The sequence below is a fragment of the Salinirubellus salinus genome (assembly GCF_025231485.1).
In the GTDB taxonomy this organism is placed as follows: domain Archaea; phylum Halobacteriota; class Halobacteria; order Halobacteriales; family Haloarculaceae; genus Salinirubellus; species Salinirubellus salinus.
In genome coordinates this window covers 2,252,092-2,266,523 of sequence record NZ_CP104003.1, presented here as the reverse complement: position 1 = coordinate 2,266,523, position 14,432 = coordinate 2,252,092, and the positions used below count along the sequence as shown (strand labels likewise).

General features: G+C 69.6%; 15 protein-coding genes. 9 read left to right on the top strand and 6 right to left on the bottom strand.

Going from position 1 to position 14,432, the window contains the following annotated elements:
- Nucleotides 1-80 precede the first annotated feature (80 nt).
- The 4 genes from N0B31_RS12135 (at nt 81) to N0B31_RS12120 (ending at nt 3,259) form a co-directional block, all read left to right on the top strand.
- Complete coding sequence (locus N0B31_RS12135) at nt 81-1,517, top strand: WS/DGAT/MGAT family O-acyltransferase (protein ID WP_260591892.1); 1,437 nt, start codon at nt 81-83, stop codon at nt 1,515-1,517.
- Between the two features lie 22 nt (nt 1,518-1,539).
- Entirely contained in the window at nt 1,540-2,121 is a 582-nt protein-coding gene (locus tag N0B31_RS12130) for a DUF7504 family protein (RefSeq protein WP_260591891.1), read from the top strand.
- A gap of 62 nt (nt 2,122-2,183) precedes the next feature.
- Nucleotides 2,184-2,879, top strand: a complete 696-nt coding sequence (locus tag N0B31_RS12125; RefSeq protein WP_260591890.1) for a V-type ATP synthase subunit D — start codon at nt 2,184-2,186, stop codon at nt 2,877-2,879.
- A gap of 224 nt (nt 2,880-3,103) precedes the next feature.
- A complete protein-coding gene (locus N0B31_RS12120; protein WP_260591889.1) occupies nt 3,104-3,259 on the top strand; it encodes a hypothetical protein in 156 nt (51 codons plus the stop codon).
- Nucleotides 3,260-3,282: 23 nt separating this feature from the next.
- Here the strand turns inward: N0B31_RS12120 and argS are convergent, their stop codons facing one another.
- The 3 genes from argS to N0B31_RS12105 form a co-directional block, all read right to left on the bottom strand.
- Nucleotides 3,283-5,049 carry an arginine--tRNA ligase gene (gene argS / locus N0B31_RS12115; RefSeq protein ID WP_260591888.1) on the bottom strand — a complete coding sequence of 589 codons (1,767 nt, stop codon included), beginning with the start codon at nt 5,047-5,049 and terminating at the stop codon, nt 3,283-3,285.
- 241 nt (nt 5,050-5,290) lie between these two features.
- Nucleotides 5,291-5,680, bottom strand: a complete 390-nt coding sequence (locus N0B31_RS12110; RefSeq protein ID WP_260591887.1) for a DUF6276 family protein — start codon at nt 5,678-5,680, stop codon at nt 5,291-5,293.
- Nucleotides 5,681-5,765: 85 nt separating this feature from the next.
- Nucleotides 5,766-6,701: a nucleotide-binding protein gene (locus N0B31_RS12105; RefSeq protein ID WP_260591886.1), complete on the bottom strand. Its 936-nt coding sequence runs from the start codon at nt 6,699-6,701 to the stop codon at nt 5,766-5,768.
- Between the two features lie 132 nt (nt 6,702-6,833).
- On the opposite strand from N0B31_RS12105, the gene prf1 reads away from it, so the two are divergent.
- Entirely contained in the window at nt 6,834-8,075 is a 1,242-nt protein-coding gene (prf1, locus tag N0B31_RS12100; protein WP_260591885.1) for a peptide chain release factor aRF-1, read from the top strand.
- Nucleotides 8,076-8,126: 51 nt separating this feature from the next.
- Here prf1 and N0B31_RS12095 read toward each other — a convergent pair whose 3' ends face one another.
- Nucleotides 8,127-8,621 carry an HTH domain-containing protein gene (locus N0B31_RS12095; RefSeq protein WP_260591884.1) on the bottom strand — a complete coding sequence of 165 codons (495 nt, stop codon included), beginning with the start codon at nt 8,619-8,621 and terminating at the stop codon, nt 8,127-8,129.
- Between the two features lie 213 nt (nt 8,622-8,834).
- Here N0B31_RS12095 and N0B31_RS12090 point away from each other — a divergent pair, with 213 nt between their 5' ends.
- The 4 genes from N0B31_RS12090 (at nt 8,835) to ribB (ending at nt 12,270) form a co-directional block, all read left to right on the top strand.
- The gene (locus tag N0B31_RS12090; RefSeq protein ID WP_260591883.1) at nt 8,835-9,704 is read left to right on the top strand and encodes a CPBP family intramembrane glutamic endopeptidase; all 870 of its coding nucleotides are present in this window, start codon (nt 8,835-8,837) and stop codon (nt 9,702-9,704) included.
- Nucleotides 9,705-9,728: 24 nt separating this feature from the next.
- Entirely contained in the window at nt 9,729-10,694 is a 966-nt protein-coding gene (twy1, locus tag N0B31_RS12085) for a 4-demethylwyosine synthase TYW1 (RefSeq protein WP_260591882.1), read from the top strand.
- Between the two features lie 152 nt (nt 10,695-10,846).
- The gene (locus tag N0B31_RS12080) at nt 10,847-11,572 is read left to right on the top strand and encodes a DUF120 domain-containing protein (RefSeq protein ID WP_260591881.1); all 726 of its coding nucleotides are present in this window, start codon (nt 10,847-10,849) and stop codon (nt 11,570-11,572) included.
- Nucleotides 11,572-12,270, top strand: coding sequence for a 3,4-dihydroxy-2-butanone-4-phosphate synthase (ribB, locus tag N0B31_RS12075; protein WP_260591880.1), 699 nt, complete (start codon nt 11,572-11,574; stop codon nt 12,268-12,270). The genes N0B31_RS12080 and ribB overlap by 1 nt, the downstream gene beginning before the upstream one ends.
- Nucleotides 12,271-12,288: 18 nt before the next feature.
- Here ribB and N0B31_RS12070 read toward each other — a convergent pair whose 3' ends face one another.
- Together N0B31_RS12070 and N0B31_RS12065 are read right to left on the bottom strand one after the other, a co-directional pair.
- Complete coding sequence (locus N0B31_RS12070; protein WP_260591879.1) at nt 12,289-13,083, bottom strand: sulfite exporter TauE/SafE family protein; 795 nt, start codon at nt 13,081-13,083, stop codon at nt 12,289-12,291.
- A 40-nt stretch (nt 13,084-13,123) separates the two neighbouring features.
- The gene (locus N0B31_RS12065) at nt 13,124-14,359 is read right to left on the bottom strand and encodes an MFS transporter (RefSeq protein WP_260591878.1); all 1,236 of its coding nucleotides are present in this window, start codon (nt 14,357-14,359) and stop codon (nt 13,124-13,126) included.
- Nucleotides 14,360-14,432 lie beyond the last annotated feature (73 nt).

Sequence of the window (14,432 nt, the reverse complement as noted above, 5' to 3'; positions counted from 1 at the left end):
CGCTTCCCGTCCCGACGTTCGGCGGCTATCGACGGCGGCACGCTTATGTTTCGGTCGTATAACATCCACACAACCGAACGATGTCTCAGGACGACTACGGTGGCCGCGGCGACGACTCCGGGGGGGAACCGCTCTCGGGACCGGACAACGCCTGGCGCCGGATGGGTGACCGCACGAACCTGATGGAGATAACGGGCGTGCTGGTGTTCGACGACCCCATCGACTACGCGGACCTGCGCGAGGTCGTCGAGGAGCGCCTGCTCCCGTTCCGCCGGTTCCGCCAGCGCATCGTCGGCCGCGACTTCGGCCGCCGGCCCCGCTGGGAACTGGACCCGGACTTCGACCTGGACTCGCACCTGCACCACGTCTCGCTCCCGGAACCGCAGGGCCGCGAGGAGTTCCAGACGTACGTCGGCGACGTGATGAGCACGCCCATCGACAAGACGAAACCGCTCTGGCAGTTCTACCTCGTCGAGGGGGCCGGCGACGGGAACGCGCTCGTGGTGCGTATCCACCACTCCATCGCGGACGGGTTCGCGCTGCTGTACGTGATGCTGGGACTGGCCGACGAGCCGGAGGAGATCGACCTCCCCATCGGGACGATGCCGACGCCACCGCACCACCGCCGGAGCGGGGCGGTCGAGGGGAACGGCGCCGACCCGTCGCCGGACCCGGAGCCGGCCGTGGCGTCGGAGCCGAACACCGACGGAGACGGGCGGAGCCGACTCCGGAAGGCCGCCGAGGCGGCCAGACAGGGGGCGAACATGGCCGTGACGGGCGTGCGGGCGGTGACGCTCCCGAAGGAGCCACGGACCTCGCTGGTCGGCGACCTCGGGGTCCGCAAGGAGGTGGCGTGGTCCGACCCCATCGACGTGGAGCGGGCGAAGGCCATCGGCCGGGCGCACGGCGCCACCATCAACGACGTGATGCTGGCGGCGACGGCGGGCGCGTTCCGGCGGTATCTGGAGGCGAACGGCGAACCGACCGACCGCGACCTGCGGTGTACGATGCCGGTGAACCTGAAGCCGCTCGACCAGCGGACCGAGGACCTCGGGAACTACTTCGGGCTGGGCTTCCTCGACCTGCCGGTCAGCATCGAGGACCCCCACGAGCGCATCCAGGCCATCCAGGACAACACCGGCGCGCTCAAGCAGGGGACCGAGGCGTTCCTGTTCCTCCTGTTGCTGAAGATCTGCGGGCGCGGTCCGCCGACGCTCGAGAAGCTCGTCCTCAAACTGTTCGAGAACAAGGCCAGCGCCGTGGTGACGAACGTACCCGGCCCGAAGGAGGCGTTCTCGCTGGCGGGGACGGAGGTCAGCGACGTGATGTTCTGGGTGCCCCAGTCCAACGGCATCGGCATCGGGGTGAGCATCCTCAGTTACGACGGCGACGTCCGGGTCGGCGTCACCACGGACCGTGGGCTGGTCGCCGAACCGTTCGACATCGCCGAGCAGTTCCAGGCCGAACTGGACGCCATGGAGGCGGCACTCCAGACGGCCGAAGCAGAGACACCGTAGCGTTCTTCGTTCGAGAATCCCGATGGCAGACCGAATGTCCCACCACACGCCGACCTCGGCCGCCGAGCACCTCGCTGGCGTCGGGAACGTCCTCGTGCTCGCGCCGGGGATGGCGACGGAGCGCGAGGCGCTGTGTCGGGCGCTCCTCGAGCGCGACGACGCCAGTCGGGCCGTGGGTGTGCTCTACCGTGGCTCGCCCGCCGACTGGGTCGAGCGACACGAGGACGCGTTCCCGCGAGGGGCGTTCGCCGTCGCCGTCGGCGTCTCCTCGACGGCGCTCGGCGTGGAGACGGTGGACTCGCCGGACGACCTGACCGGCCTCGAGATCACGGTCACCGAGGCCGTCGACGAGGAGCCCGTCGCGTTCTGTCTGGACTCGCTCACCACGCTCCTCCAGTACGTGGACTCGGACCGGGCCTACCGGTTCGTCCACGCGCTCACCACCCGTCTCTCGGCGGCTGGTGCGACCGCCCACTTCCACCTCGACCCCGCCGCCGTGGACGACCGGACGGTCAACACCCTGCTCTCGTTCGTCGACGCCGTGGTCCGGCTCGACGCGGACGGCGACGTCACCGTCCGTCGGCGGCCGACGCCCGAGGAGTAGGCGTCGCGCCGCCCGCCCGACTGAAAAGCTTTACACCCAGTCGCCCGCAACACCCAGCCAACATGGCCAAGGACGTCAAGCCCACCCGCAAGAACCTCATGGCTATCGAGGACCGCATCGAGCTCTCGGAGCGGGGCCACGACACGCTGGAGAAGAAGCGTGACGGTCTCATCATGGAGTTCATGGACATCCTCGACCAGGCGCAGGACGTCCGCTCGGACATGAACGACGCGTACAACCGCGCGCAGCACGCCATCAACATGGCCCGCGCGATGGACGGCGACGTCGCGGTCCGGGGTGCGGCGGCGGCGCTGAAGGACCACCCGGAGATCACCACCCAGTCGAAGAACATCATGGGTGTGGTCGTCCCGCAGATCGAGTCCTCGAAGGTCCGCAAGTCGCTCGACGAGCGTGGGTACGGCGTCCTCGGCACCAGTGCCCGCATCGACGAGGCCGCGGCGGCCTACGAGGAACTCATCGAGCAGATCGTCCTCGCCGCGGAGGTCGAGACGGCGATGAAGAAGATGCTCGACGAGATCGAGACGACCAAGCGCCGTGTCAACGCGCTCGAGTTCACGCTCCTCCCGCAGCTCTACGAGAACCAGGAGTACATCGAGCAGAAACTCGAGGAGCAGGAGCGCGAGGAGATCTTCCGGCTCAAGAAGATCAAGTCCAAGAAAGAGGAGGAGGAGAAGCAGGCGGCGAAGGCCGCCGCCGAGGCGGAGGCGGAGAAGGAAGCGGTCACCGCCGACGACTGAAGCCACGAAACTTCTCTCGTCGGGTTCGCTCGCTCCGCGCCCGAACCGCTCCTCGAAACCTTTCGATTCAAAAGGCGGCCCTCGCTTCGCTCCGGCCGGGTGGGTGCGCTGGCGTGACCGCACCGCGACAGCACCGCTCCGTGGCTATCCTGACTGGCTCTACTCGTTCCCACCGTCCGCCGCAAAGAAGAACGCCTTTCATCCAGCGTGTGCGACCCGTGGGTATGAGCCAAGCCGAAGCCGAACCGGACCCGACACTCCCCACCGCGTGGATCGTGATGTTCCTGTTGCTCGTCCTCGGTCTGGGCGCCGCGGCGGTGCTGTTCGTCGGCGGTGACCTCATCGCGGGCGGGTTCGTCCAGGCACCGTTCCTCTTCTGAACTGACCGCCTCGTCCGCCCGTTCTACATCGACTCCGGCGCCGCCACGCCGAGCACCGCCAGCGCGTTGGCGACGGTGTGACGCGAGGCGCGGACCAGCGCCAGCCGCGCGGCACGCACCTCCTCGTCCTCGGCCGTGAGGACGGGACACTCGCGGTAGAACGCGTTGAACGTCTCGGCGATGTCGCGCGTGTAGGTGGCGACGCGGTGGGGTTCCAGCTGGGCGGCGGCCTTGTCTATCGCACCCGTCAATCGCGCGATGGTCAGCACGAGGGCCTCCTCCTCGGGTGTTCCGAGCGCGCTCGCGTCGGGTTCGGCCGGCACCTCGTGACCCGCGCGTTCGGCCTCGTCGAGGATGCCACAGCACCGCGCGTGGACGTACTGGACGTACGGGGCGGACTGGGCCTCGAAGTCGAGTGCCTCCTCCCACTGGAACGTGATGGCCTTCGTGGGCTGTTTCGAGACGATGTCGTAGCGGACCGCACCGAGCCCGACCTGCTCGGCGATGCGCTGGATGTCCGCCTCGTCGAGGTCGTCGTCGCGCTGGCGCGTCTCGAGGCGCCTCTCCACCTCGTCGCGGGCGCGGTCGATGGCCTCGTCGAGCAGGTCGTCGAGGTCGATTCCCGTGCCCGCGCGCGTGGACATCCCCTCGCCGCCGGGGAGATTCACCCACGAGTAGAACGTCGAGGTGAGCTGGCTGGTGTCGTTGCCGAGTATCTCGAGGGCGGCGTCGAGCTGCTGAGCCTGCAGTTTGTGGTCCTCACCGAGCACCGTCACCGCCCGGTCGAAGTTCTCGAACTTCCACTCGTGGTGGGCGAGGTCACGGGTCGTGTACAGCGAGGTGCCGTCGGAACGGAGGAACACGAGCTTCTTCTCGATGCCCCACTCGTCCAGTTCGAGCTGCCACGCCTCCTCCTCGAGGACGGCGTACTCGCTGTCCTTGAGGCGCTCGGCCACGTCGTCGGTCGAGCCGTCACGCATGAACCGTGACTCCTTGACGAACTCGTCGAAGGTGGCGGGGAGGCGGGAGAGACACTCGGTCATCCCCGAGAGCACGCGGTCGACAACCTCGGCGACGCGTTCGAAGGTCTCCTCGTCGCCGGCCTCCAGCCCGCGCATGATGGCCTCGATCTCGGCCTCTGCCGCCTCCACCTCCTCGGGGTCCGCGTCCTCGAGGTAGGCGTTGCCCTTGCGGTAGTAGCGCACGAGGTCGTACTCGATGCGGTCGCGGGCGGGGTCCGCGTCGAGGTCGGCCTCGTCGAACGTCTCGTAGGCCCACGTGAAGACGGCGACCTGTCGGCCGGCGTCGTTGACGTAGTAGTGCCGCTCGACGTCGTAACCGGCGAACTCGAGTGCGTTGGCGATGGCGTCGCCGGTGATGGGGTTGCGTGCGCGGCCGACGTGGACCGGGCCGGTCGGGTTCGCGGAGGTGTGCTCGACGACGACGCTCTCGTCGCGGTCCGGGAGGTGGCCGTACTCGGTGTCCTGTGCGGCGTCGAGCGTGGCCGCCAGGTAGGCGTCGCCGGGGAGGAAGTTCACGTACGGGCCCTGCGTCTCGACGCGGCCGACGTACTCGAGCGTCCCAGCGTCGATGGCGTCGGCGAGTTCGGCGGCGACCTGTGGGGGCGGGGCGCCGGCCTCGCTGGCGAGTCTGAACGCGACGCTGGAGGCGAGGACGGCCGGGACGTCCTCGGGTGGCTCCTCGATGCCGAGGTCGTCCGTGGGGTAGTCGAGCGAGGTGAGCGCCCCGTGCAGGGCGTCGCGGACCTCCTCGCGGAAGGTGACGAACATGCTCGGCGATTCCGGGCGGTGGGGTAAATCGGTGTCGGGTTGACGAGGAACCGAACGTAGTGAGGTTCCTCGGTACCGGCGAGCGGGAGGGAGCGCTCGCGACCGACACACGACCCACACGGCCGACCGGAGGGGGGCCGCGGTACGAGCGAACGGGGAGTGAAGCGACCCGTGAGCTGTGAGGCGTCGCCGCCGGACGCCCCGGTCGGCGCGAGCGCGAGAGCCGCGCGTGCCCGACCGTTCAGCTGCTCATCAACTGCTCGATCTGCTGTTTGCGCGCCACGAGGTCGACCCGGGGCTGGACGGCACCGGAGGTCGAGAGGCGGTCGAGCGCGAGGAACGGGTCCTCGCCGGCCTCGGCGACCCGGCGGAACAGCGTCTCGATGGAGGCGCGGTTGAGCGCCAGCGAGTCGAGCAGGCCGATGGCGATGGCGAGCGAGATGGCGGCGTCCGGGTCCTCGGGGAACGCCTCGAGGTCGATGAACTCGGGGTCGCCGCCCTCGTCTGTGGGGTGGAGCGCGAGACAGCGGGTACAGAGCCCCGCGGTGGGGACGGGCTTCGGGAGGTGTTCGCGGAGGTTCTCCGGGACGTCGAACGTGGCGACCTGACCGTTACAGTCGGGACATTGCATGGGCGGGGCTTCGACGGGGGGAGTGAAAAACGGTGCTGCCCGCGGCCGCCGGGGGGCGGGCGGCCGAGGGCGTGCGCGCCGCGGCTCAGTCGTCGCCCAGCAGGCCGGAGAGGAACCCGCCGGAGTCGTCGTCGTCCTCGTCGTCCGTGCCGCCGCCGCGGCCGGCGCCGGGGTCGTCGCCCCCGTCCGCGCTGGCCTGCCCGACGAGCGCCGAGGTGCCGTCCCACGACCGGGTCTTGCCGGCGAGTCGGCCGTAGGCGTTCGCGGCGGGACTCCCCGGCACCGAGAAGAAGACGGGTTCGAGTGCGGCGGTCCGGGCGTCCTCGGGGATGACGCCGAAGGCCTCGGTGCCGACGGTGTCGGTCACCTCGGAGATGCTGGTCTTGTCACCGGCGCGGTTGACGACGGTGCCCATCAGTCTCGTCCCGGCGTTGGTACAGGCCCGGACGTCCTCGCGTGCGGCCTCCATCTTCGCCGGGTCGGGCGTCGTGACCGTGAGCGTGCCCTCGGCCACGTCGATGGTGGGTGACTGGGAGGCCGGGCCGTTGCCCGTGTCCACGACGAGGACGTCGTAGGCCATCACGAAGTTCTCGAGGACGCTCTCGAGCGCCTCCGGGTCGGTGCCGGTGTGTTCGGCGCGGTTCTCGAAGCCGGCGACGACCGGGAGCGTGTCGATGTCGGGTTCGTCCTCCTCGGTCGTCACCTCGTCGCGGTCGCCGCCGGCGCGGAACTGGGTCCGGTCGGCCGCCAGCGCCTTGCGGTAGGCCGCGAGGTCGCTCTCGGGCAGGGTGTCGGCCGAGAGTTCCACGTCGGCGACGGCGTCCCTCGCGCGGCTGTCACCCGTGAGCACGTCGTGGAGCGTCGCGTCGTAGTCCACGTCGAGCATCGAGGTGATGTTCCCACGGAGGTCCGCGTCGAGGACCGCCGCGTACGACCCCGCCTCCCGCAGCGCGACGGCGAGGTTCAACGCCGTCGCGGTCTTGCCGGCACCGTCCCCCCCGGCGACTGCGAATACGTCCATGACTAACGCTTTCGTATTCCCCGACTAATAGTTTGGTGTGGTCGTTCTTCCGGTTATTACTGGTCCGCCGTATTAACGGGTGAACGGTCCCGCGTCAACAGTTACTTACCGCACATCGGCCTAGAGCGGGTAATGAGCAAGCAGGAGGAGGAGCAGTCGGACAAACAGAAGTACGAGTTCAAGAAGGTCATCGAGGAACTCCAGGAGTACAAGGGCTCCGGGACCCAGCTCGTGTCCATCTACATGCCCGAGGACCGGCAGGTCTCCGACGTCGTCGCCCACGTCACGCAGGAACACAGCGAGGCGTCGAACATCAAGTCGAAGCAGACCCGGACGGCCGTGCAGGACGCGCTGACCAGCATCAAGGACCGGCTCCGGTACTACGACACCTACCCGCCGGAGAACGGGATGGTCATCTTCAGCGGCGCGTTCGACACCGGCGGCGGGCAGACGGACATGGTCACGCGGGTGCTGGAGTCGCCGCCCGAGCCGGTCGAGTCGTTCCGCTACCACTGCGACTCGGAGTTCCTCACCGAGCCGCTGGAGTACATGCTGGAGGACAAGGGGCTGTACGGGCTCGTCGTCCTCGACCGGCGCGAGGCGAACGTCGGCTGGCTCCGCGGCAAGCGCGTGGAGGCGGTGAAGTCGGCCTCCTCGCTGGTGCCCGGCAAGCAGCGGAAAGGTGGCCAGTCAGCCCAGCGGTTCGCCCGCCTGCGGCTGGAGGCCATCGACAACTTCTACCAGGAGGTCGCGGAGATGGCCAACGAACTGTTCGTGGACAAGCGGCACGAGATGGACGGTGTCCTCGTCGGTGGCCCCTCGCCCACGAAGGACGAGTTCCTCGACGGCGAGTACCTCCACCACGAACTCCAGGACAAGGTGCTCGGGAAGTTCGACGTCTCCTACACCGACGAGTCGGGGCTGAAGGACCTCGTCGACGCCGCGGGCGACGTGCTCGCGGACCACGAGGTGATGAAGGACAAGCGCCAGATGGAGGAGTTCTTCGAGGAGCTCCACGACGGTGGGAAGGCCACCTACGGGTTCGACCAGACCCGCCGCAACCTGATGATGGGCGCGGTCGACCGCCTGCTCATCTCCGAGGACCTGCGCAAGGACGTGGTGGTCTACGACTGCGGCGAGAAACAGGAGTTCGAGGTGGTCGACCGACGCCACCAGACCCCCGAGCACACCTGCGAGAACGGCCAGTCTGCCGAGGTGGTCGACCGTGAGGACGTCATCGACCACCTGATGGGACTCGCCGAACAGCGCGGCTCCGAGACGAAGTTCATCAGCACGGACTTCGAGAAGGGCGAACAGCTGATGACCGCGTTCGGCGGCGTCGCCGGCATCCTGCGGTACTCGACGGGCGTCTAAGGACGGTCGTCGACTCCCTCATCTTCCTCCGCTGCGCTCTCTCGCTTCCCGTCACCGGAGGTTCTCGGCGTCCGTTCCCTCCTCCAGCGCCGCCAGCCCCTCCTCGATGCTGTAGTGGTGGCCGTCCTTCCAGCACGGATAGAGGCCGGTCAGCTCCCCGTCGCGCCGGAGCGCCAGCGTGATGACCGGGAGGACCACGACGCGCGAGGACCGGCCGATGCCGGGGCGGTCCTCGAAGAACGGGTCGAGGTGGCCGTCCTCGCCCAGCGCCGCGCGGAACTCCTCGTAGCGTTCGACGGGGACGGGGGTGGGGCCGTCGGCCGGGACGCTCGCCTTGTTCGGCCAGCGGTCGACGGTCAGCCCGTGGAGGACGTTCGCGTCGACCAGCGCGTCCAGGCGAGCCCTCGCCGTCTCCTGTCGGGCACGGGCGACAGCCGGTGCCGAGGCGCGGAAGTACGCGGTCGCCTCCACGTCCAGCGGTTCGTCCGTCCCCAGCGTCGGGGTCGTGTACGGTTCGTCGTCGACGAAGAACCCATCTGCAGCCATGTCTGAGAGATGTCTTCGTTCGTGTGGTAAAAGACGCACTCGTTCCGGCAATTTGTCGCCAGTTCTCGGATATACTCGACTAACTCACGAATTACGAGCAATCAGTGGACGTTCTGTCTCTCGAGTTGTCCCACTCCGTCCTCCAGCCGGGACTGTTCTCGGCCGGCGGGAACCAGCGACGTGTCCATCGAGCGTCAGGACCGACACTCCAGCATGACTCCCGAGACGACAGCGCCCCGGGTCGAGGGACGTGCCGGGTTCGACCGGCGACTGCTCCCGCTCGCGGGGTTCCTCGTGGCCACGGCCCTCCTTCCAGTGGTCACGCTGGCCGGTGTGGCACCGTTCCTGACCGGGCCGCTGGGGCTGGAGACGACGCCGTGGCTCGGCGTCGGCGTGACGATCCTCGGCGCCTCACTGTTGCTGGGGCTCGCTCTGGCCGTCCTCCGCCTCGAGGGAGTCGGTCTCGCCGCGGTCGGACTCACCCGGCCGCTCGCCCGGCGGGCCGTGCTGTGGTTCGCCGGCGTCGTGGTCTCCGTCAACCTCCTGCTCCTCGTCGTCGGCGTGACGGTGGCCGACTCGTGGACGTTCGCGCTCGCGGGCGTGCCGCCGGCGCTCTACGTCGGACTCGCCGTCTCCCAGTGGGTGTTCGTCGGACTCGCCGAGGAACTCGCGGGCCGGGCGTACCTGCAGAACAAGCTCGTCGCGCTGTTCGGTGGCGAGCGCGACCTGCCGCGCCGGGCGGCCGCCATCACCGTGATGGCGGTCCTCTTCGCGCTCTGGCACGTGCCCCAGCGACTCGTCGTGGCGGGCCGCTCGCCCGCCGAACTCCCCGAGGCACTCCTGCCGCTCGTCGGGTTCGCGCTCGTGCTGGGTGTCCTGTACGAACTCACGCGGAACGTGGTGCTCGTCGCGCTCGTCCACGGGGCGTTCAACCTCCCGCCGGTCTTCCTCTCGGTGTACGGGAGCGCGGAGTGGCAGTCCATGGTGCTGCTGGCGGCGATCGCCCTGCCGTCGCTGCTCTGGCTGTACGCCTACCAACGGTGGTTCTCCGTGCCGCCGCGCGGCCCGACCACACCAGTTTAGTCGCCCCGTCCCCACCGCCAGTCCATGAGCAGCGGGCCGAGACAGGTGGACGACCCGGACTACCACAGCGTCAACCACACGGCGGCCCAGACCTGCGGCTGGACCGAACACGCCCTGAAGGGCGAGGGGAGGTGTTACAAGAACACCTTCTACGGCATCCAGAGCCACCGGTGCATCCAGATGACACCCGTCGTCAAGTGCAACGAGCGGTGCGTCTTCTGCTGGCGCGACCACGCCGGCCACAGCTACGAACTCGACGGCGTCGAGTGGGACGACCCGGAGGCCGTCGTCGACGCGAGCATCCACCTCCAGAAACGCCTCCTCTCGGGGTTCGGCGGGAACGACGAGGTCCCGCGTCAGGTGTTCGAGGAGGCGATGGAGCCACGCCACGTCGCCATCTCGCTCGACGGCGAGCCCACGCTCTACCCCTACCTCCCCGAACTCGTCGAGGCGTTCCACGACCGGGGCATCACGACGTTCCTCGTCTCGAACGGGACCCGGCCCGAGATGCTGGAACGCTGTGACCCCACCCAGCTCTACGTGAGCGTCGACGCCGCGGACCGCCGGACGTTCCAGCGCACCGTGAACGCCGTCGAGGAGGACGCGTGGGACACGCTGATAGAGACTCTGGACGTCCTCGCGGCGAAGGAGGAGACGCGGACCGTGATCCGGACCACGCTGGTCGACGGCGTGAACATGCACACGCCGGCGTGGTACGCCGCGATGTGCGACCGCGCGGGCGTGGACTTCGTCGAGATGAAGGCCTACATGCACGTCGGGCACTCACGCGGGCGACTGGACCGTTCGGCGATGCCGAGCCACGAGCGGGTCCGGGCGTTCACGAAGCAGGTGGGCGAGTTCCTGCCCGACCACGACGTCTACCGGGAGGTAGAGCAGTCGCGGGTGGCGTTGCTCGCACGCGAGGCGGACACGTGGGTGCCGAAGCTCAAGGGCGGGAGCGAGTTCTGGAAGGCGAACCCGTACGCCTGATTTCGGCGGGCGACGGTTGCATCGAACGACGGGTTCTTGTCGGTGCTGCCCCAACCTCGCACGAGAACACGCGTGCGGCGCGGCTGCGTCTCAATTCTGTTACGCATCTCACCTTCGGTACGCTTATGCCTCGGAAGTCCCAACGCCGAGTCATGGCAGGACAGGCTGAGTTGTCGGTCGGCCACGACGAACTGGCCACCTTGAAGCGGCTGGCGATGGCGGGGGCGCTGGAGACCCGCGCGACGGTGACGTGTGCGGTGCTGGCCGGCGAACTCGGCGTCTCGAACCAGACGGCCTCGCGTCGCCTCCAGCGGCTCGAGGACGCCGGTCTCGTCGAGCGCGAGATCGTCAGCGACGGCCAGCGGGTCGCCGTCACGGAGTCCGGCGAGCGCGCCCTCCAGCGCGAGTACGCCGACTACCGCCGCATCTTCGAGGGCGAGGTCGGGGTCGCGCTCTCCGGTGTCGTCACGAGCGGCATGGGGGAGGGCCGGCACTACATCTCGCTCCCGGGCTACATGGAGCAGTTCGAGGAGCGGCTGGGCTACGCCCCGTTCGCGGGCACGCTGAACGTGGAACTGGACGACGACAGTGTCCGGTCGCGAGCCCGGATGGACACCCTCGACCCCGTCCCGATCGACGGCTGGGAGGACGACGACCGGACCTACGGGCCGGCGTTCTGCTGGCCGGCCTCGCTGGAGACCCCCGCGGGCGACCGGTTCGACGAGGTCCACGTCGTCGCACCAGAGCGGACCCACCACGGCGCCGACCAGCTCGAGCTCATCGCCCCGGTCAAACTCCGCGAGGAACTCGGGCTCGAGGACGAGGACCACGTCTCGGTCCACGTCGGTGAGCGAGGCGGGCACGGAGGTGCGCGCTGATGGCGGGCCACGCCGAGGCCGACGCGACCACGGACCCCGAGACGGAGACGGAGACCGACCCCGTTGACCGGACCCTCGCCGCCTTCCGCCGCGGCGACCCGGTCCTCGTCCACGACGCCGCCGACCGCGAGGGCGAGACGGACCTCGTCTACCCGGCCAGCGACGTCGACGCCGCCGCGGTCGCCCGGATGCGCAACGACGCCGGCGGCCTCGTCTGCGTCGCCCTCTCCGACGCGGTGAGCGAGGAACTCGGACTGCCGTTCGTCCAGGAGACCATCGACCACGGCCTCGCCGCCGACCACGACCTCGCATACGACGAGCGCTCCTCGTTCTCGCTGACGGTGAACCACCGCGAGACGTTCACCGGCATCACCGACGCCGACCGCGCGCTCACCATCTCCGAACTCGGCGCGCTCGCGGCCGCCCCGGACTACGACCAGTTCGTCGACGCCTTCCGCGCGCCGGGCCACGTCCACCTCCTGCGGGCGGCCCCGGACCTGCTCGACGACCGGAAGGGCCACACGGAACTCGGCGTCGCCCTCGCGGCCGCCGCCGACCGCGAACCCGCCGTCGTCGTCTGCGAGATGCTCGACGACGAGACGGGCGGGGCGCTCTCCCCGCCCGACGCACGGGCCTACGCCCGTCGCCACGGCCTCGTCTACGTCGAGGGGGCGGCCCTCGTCGACCGACTGAACTGAGTCGGCTGCGGCGGCCACCTACAGTACGCCCGCGAGGAACCCCAGCCCCATCAGCACCAGCACCGCCGCCGAGACGGTCGGGAAGTGCTCGGCCCAGCGGCCCACTCGGTCCTCGTAGCGCTCGAACCCCGCGACCAGCAGGAGCGTCAGGCCCACCAGCGCGAGCACGACCGCCCCCGCGTAGGCGAGCATCAGCGGGAGACATCGGTCGGTCGCCCCCGTGCAGAACCCGAGTATCTCGAACTCCTCCTCGTGGGCGAACCCGAGGACGAACGCCGAGGACGCGAGCCCCCACAGGCCACGGGGGTCGTCGGCCGAGAGGGCGTGTGCGTGACCGTCTCCGTGCCCCCCGTCCGTCTCCCCGAGCGCCGGCTCGGATGCGGCGGCCGCAGTGAGCACCGACTCGGTCGGGTCGACGTCGGGGACCGCCGTCTCCCCGTGAGCGTGGTCGTGACTCCTCTCGTGGTGTGCGTGGTCGTGACTCCTCTCGTGGTGTGCGTGGTCGTGCGAGTGGCCCCCACCGAGGTACTCCCTGATACCGAGTGCTATCAGGAGCACGCCCGCGACGTAGCGGACCCACCCGAGGTCGGCGACACCGACCCACTCGGCGACGAGGAGGAACGCGGCGACGACGGCGATGGAACTCACGAGGTGGCCGACGCCGATGACGACGCTGGTGAGCAGTCCCGAGGCGAAGCGGTTCTCGCGGTCCAGCGCGTAGGCGGCGGCGACGGGCCAGCCGTGCCCGGGTTCGGCGCCGTGGACCAGGTCGATGGTCACGACGGCGGCGTAGAGGGCGAGGTCGGCAGCCATCGTCGGTCCGCGTTCGCGAGGGAACGTGAGCCTTTGGGGGTCAGTCACCGTGGCTGGCCACGTCGGTCGGGACGGCCCCCGGTCGCTCGACGGCCACCAGCACGCCCCCGGTGAGGAGGAACGCGACGCCCAGCGCCGCGACCCCGGCGACCGGTCCGGCGGCGTCGGCGACCCCACCGGCGAGGAGTTTCAGCGGGACCCGGACCAGCGCGAACACCATCGCCGCGGCCGAGAGCGCCGTCGCCCGGCCCACGCTCTCGACCCGGTCGTTCAGGAACTGCCCGGTGACGGGAGCCACCGCGGCACGTCCCGCCTTCAGGACGAAGAACACCGGGACGGCGGTGGCCGTCGCCACCAGCGGGAACAGGTAGCAGACCGCCACCACGGCCGGGACGACGACCACCGCCCCCGTCGTCCCGAGTGCTGACTCCAGTCGGCCGGCGTTGTCGCTGGCGACGCCCGCGACGGCCGTGAACCCGGCGTAGAGGAATCCGAGCAGCGCCTCCCCCGGCAGTCCGGCGGCGGCGGCCGGCAGGACCGCGAGGTAGCCGTCGAACGCGTCGACGGCGATGGGCTGTATCAGGTCGTCGGCCGCACTCACCGCCCCGTAGAACAGGCCGACGTAGAGCACCAGCGAGCGGACGCCGGGGCGGCCGAGTGCCCCCCGGACGACCGGCAGTGCCTCGACGACCGAGAGGCGCTCATCCTCGTCGCCCTCTCCACGGCTGGGTTCCGGCATCGTCAGCAGGACGCCGACGCTCACCACGCCGACGGCCGCCGCAGCCACGAACGGCCACTCCCGGTCGCCGACGTAGAGGAACCCGGACGCGACCATCGTGGCGGCCATCGCCCACGACCCGACGGCCCGCCCGCGACCTCTGACGCGGGTGAACTGGTCCGTGTCGAGGCGTTCCTCGAGCGTGTCGTAGAGCCACGCTTCCGCCGTGCCGGAGGCGAAGGTGAACGTCAGCGCCCAGAGTGCGTACAGTACGAGGAACCCCGGGAACGTCGTGACGACGAGGAACCCGAGCAGGGAGGCGACAGCGGCCACCCGGCCGAGGACGAGGCTGTTACGCCGGCCGATGCGGTCACCGAGGTAGCCCGTCGGCACCTCGCCGACCACGACGAGGACGGCCATCGTGGCGCTCAGCGTGGCTATCTCGGTGAACGAGAGGCCACGGGAGAGCAGGAACAGCGTGAACACCGGCCAGACGAACCCGGCGGTGTCGGTCGCCTCGTACAGGTAGTACCGAGTGACGACACCGGGCGTTCGCATCGTCCCGTCGTCCGGGTTCTCCGTGCCCCCGGAAGAGCGTTTCCCGGAACCGATTCCTGTAGTGTGACTGATG

Coding starts and splice junctions, on each gene's coding strand:
- argS (WP_260591888.1), bottom strand. CDS start 5,049: ATGTTCGTCACCTTCCGCGAGGAGGTCCGCGACGCCCTGCACGGGGCG.
- N0B31_RS12070 (WP_260591879.1), bottom strand. CDS start 13,083: ATGGCTGCCGACCTCGCCCTCTACGCCGCCGTCGTGACCATCGACCTG.
- prf1 (WP_260591885.1), top strand. CDS start 6,834: ATGAGCAAGCAGGAGGAGGAGCAGTCGGACAAACAGAAGTACGAGTTC.
- N0B31_RS12135 (WP_260591892.1), top strand. CDS start 81: ATGTCTCAGGACGACTACGGTGGCCGCGGCGACGACTCCGGGGGGGAA.
- N0B31_RS12125 (WP_260591890.1), top strand. CDS start 2,184: ATGGCCAAGGACGTCAAGCCCACCCGCAAGAACCTCATGGCTATCGAG.
- N0B31_RS12110 (WP_260591887.1), bottom strand. CDS start 5,680: ATGCAATGTCCCGACTGTAACGGTCAGGTCGCCACGTTCGACGTCCCG.
- N0B31_RS12105 (WP_260591886.1), bottom strand. CDS start 6,701: ATGGACGTATTCGCAGTCGCCGGGGGGGACGGTGCCGGCAAGACCGCG.
- N0B31_RS12095 (WP_260591884.1), bottom strand. CDS start 8,621: ATGGCTGCAGATGGGTTCTTCGTCGACGACGAACCGTACACGACCCCG.
- N0B31_RS12130 (WP_260591891.1), top strand. CDS start 1,540: ATGGCAGACCGAATGTCCCACCACACGCCGACCTCGGCCGCCGAGCAC.
- twy1 (WP_260591882.1), top strand. CDS start 9,729: ATGAGCAGCGGGCCGAGACAGGTGGACGACCCGGACTACCACAGCGTC.
- N0B31_RS12090 (WP_260591883.1), top strand. CDS start 8,835: ATGACTCCCGAGACGACAGCGCCCCGGGTCGAGGGACGTGCCGGGTTC.
- N0B31_RS12065 (WP_260591878.1), bottom strand. CDS start 14,359: ATGCGAACGCCCGGTGTCGTCACTCGGTACTACCTGTACGAGGCGACC.
- ribB (WP_260591880.1), top strand. CDS start 11,572: ATGGCGGGCCACGCCGAGGCCGACGCGACCACGGACCCCGAGACGGAG.
- N0B31_RS12120 (WP_260591889.1), top strand. CDS start 3,104: ATGAGCCAAGCCGAAGCCGAACCGGACCCGACACTCCCCACCGCGTGG.
- N0B31_RS12080 (WP_260591881.1), top strand. CDS start 10,847: ATGGCAGGACAGGCTGAGTTGTCGGTCGGCCACGACGAACTGGCCACC.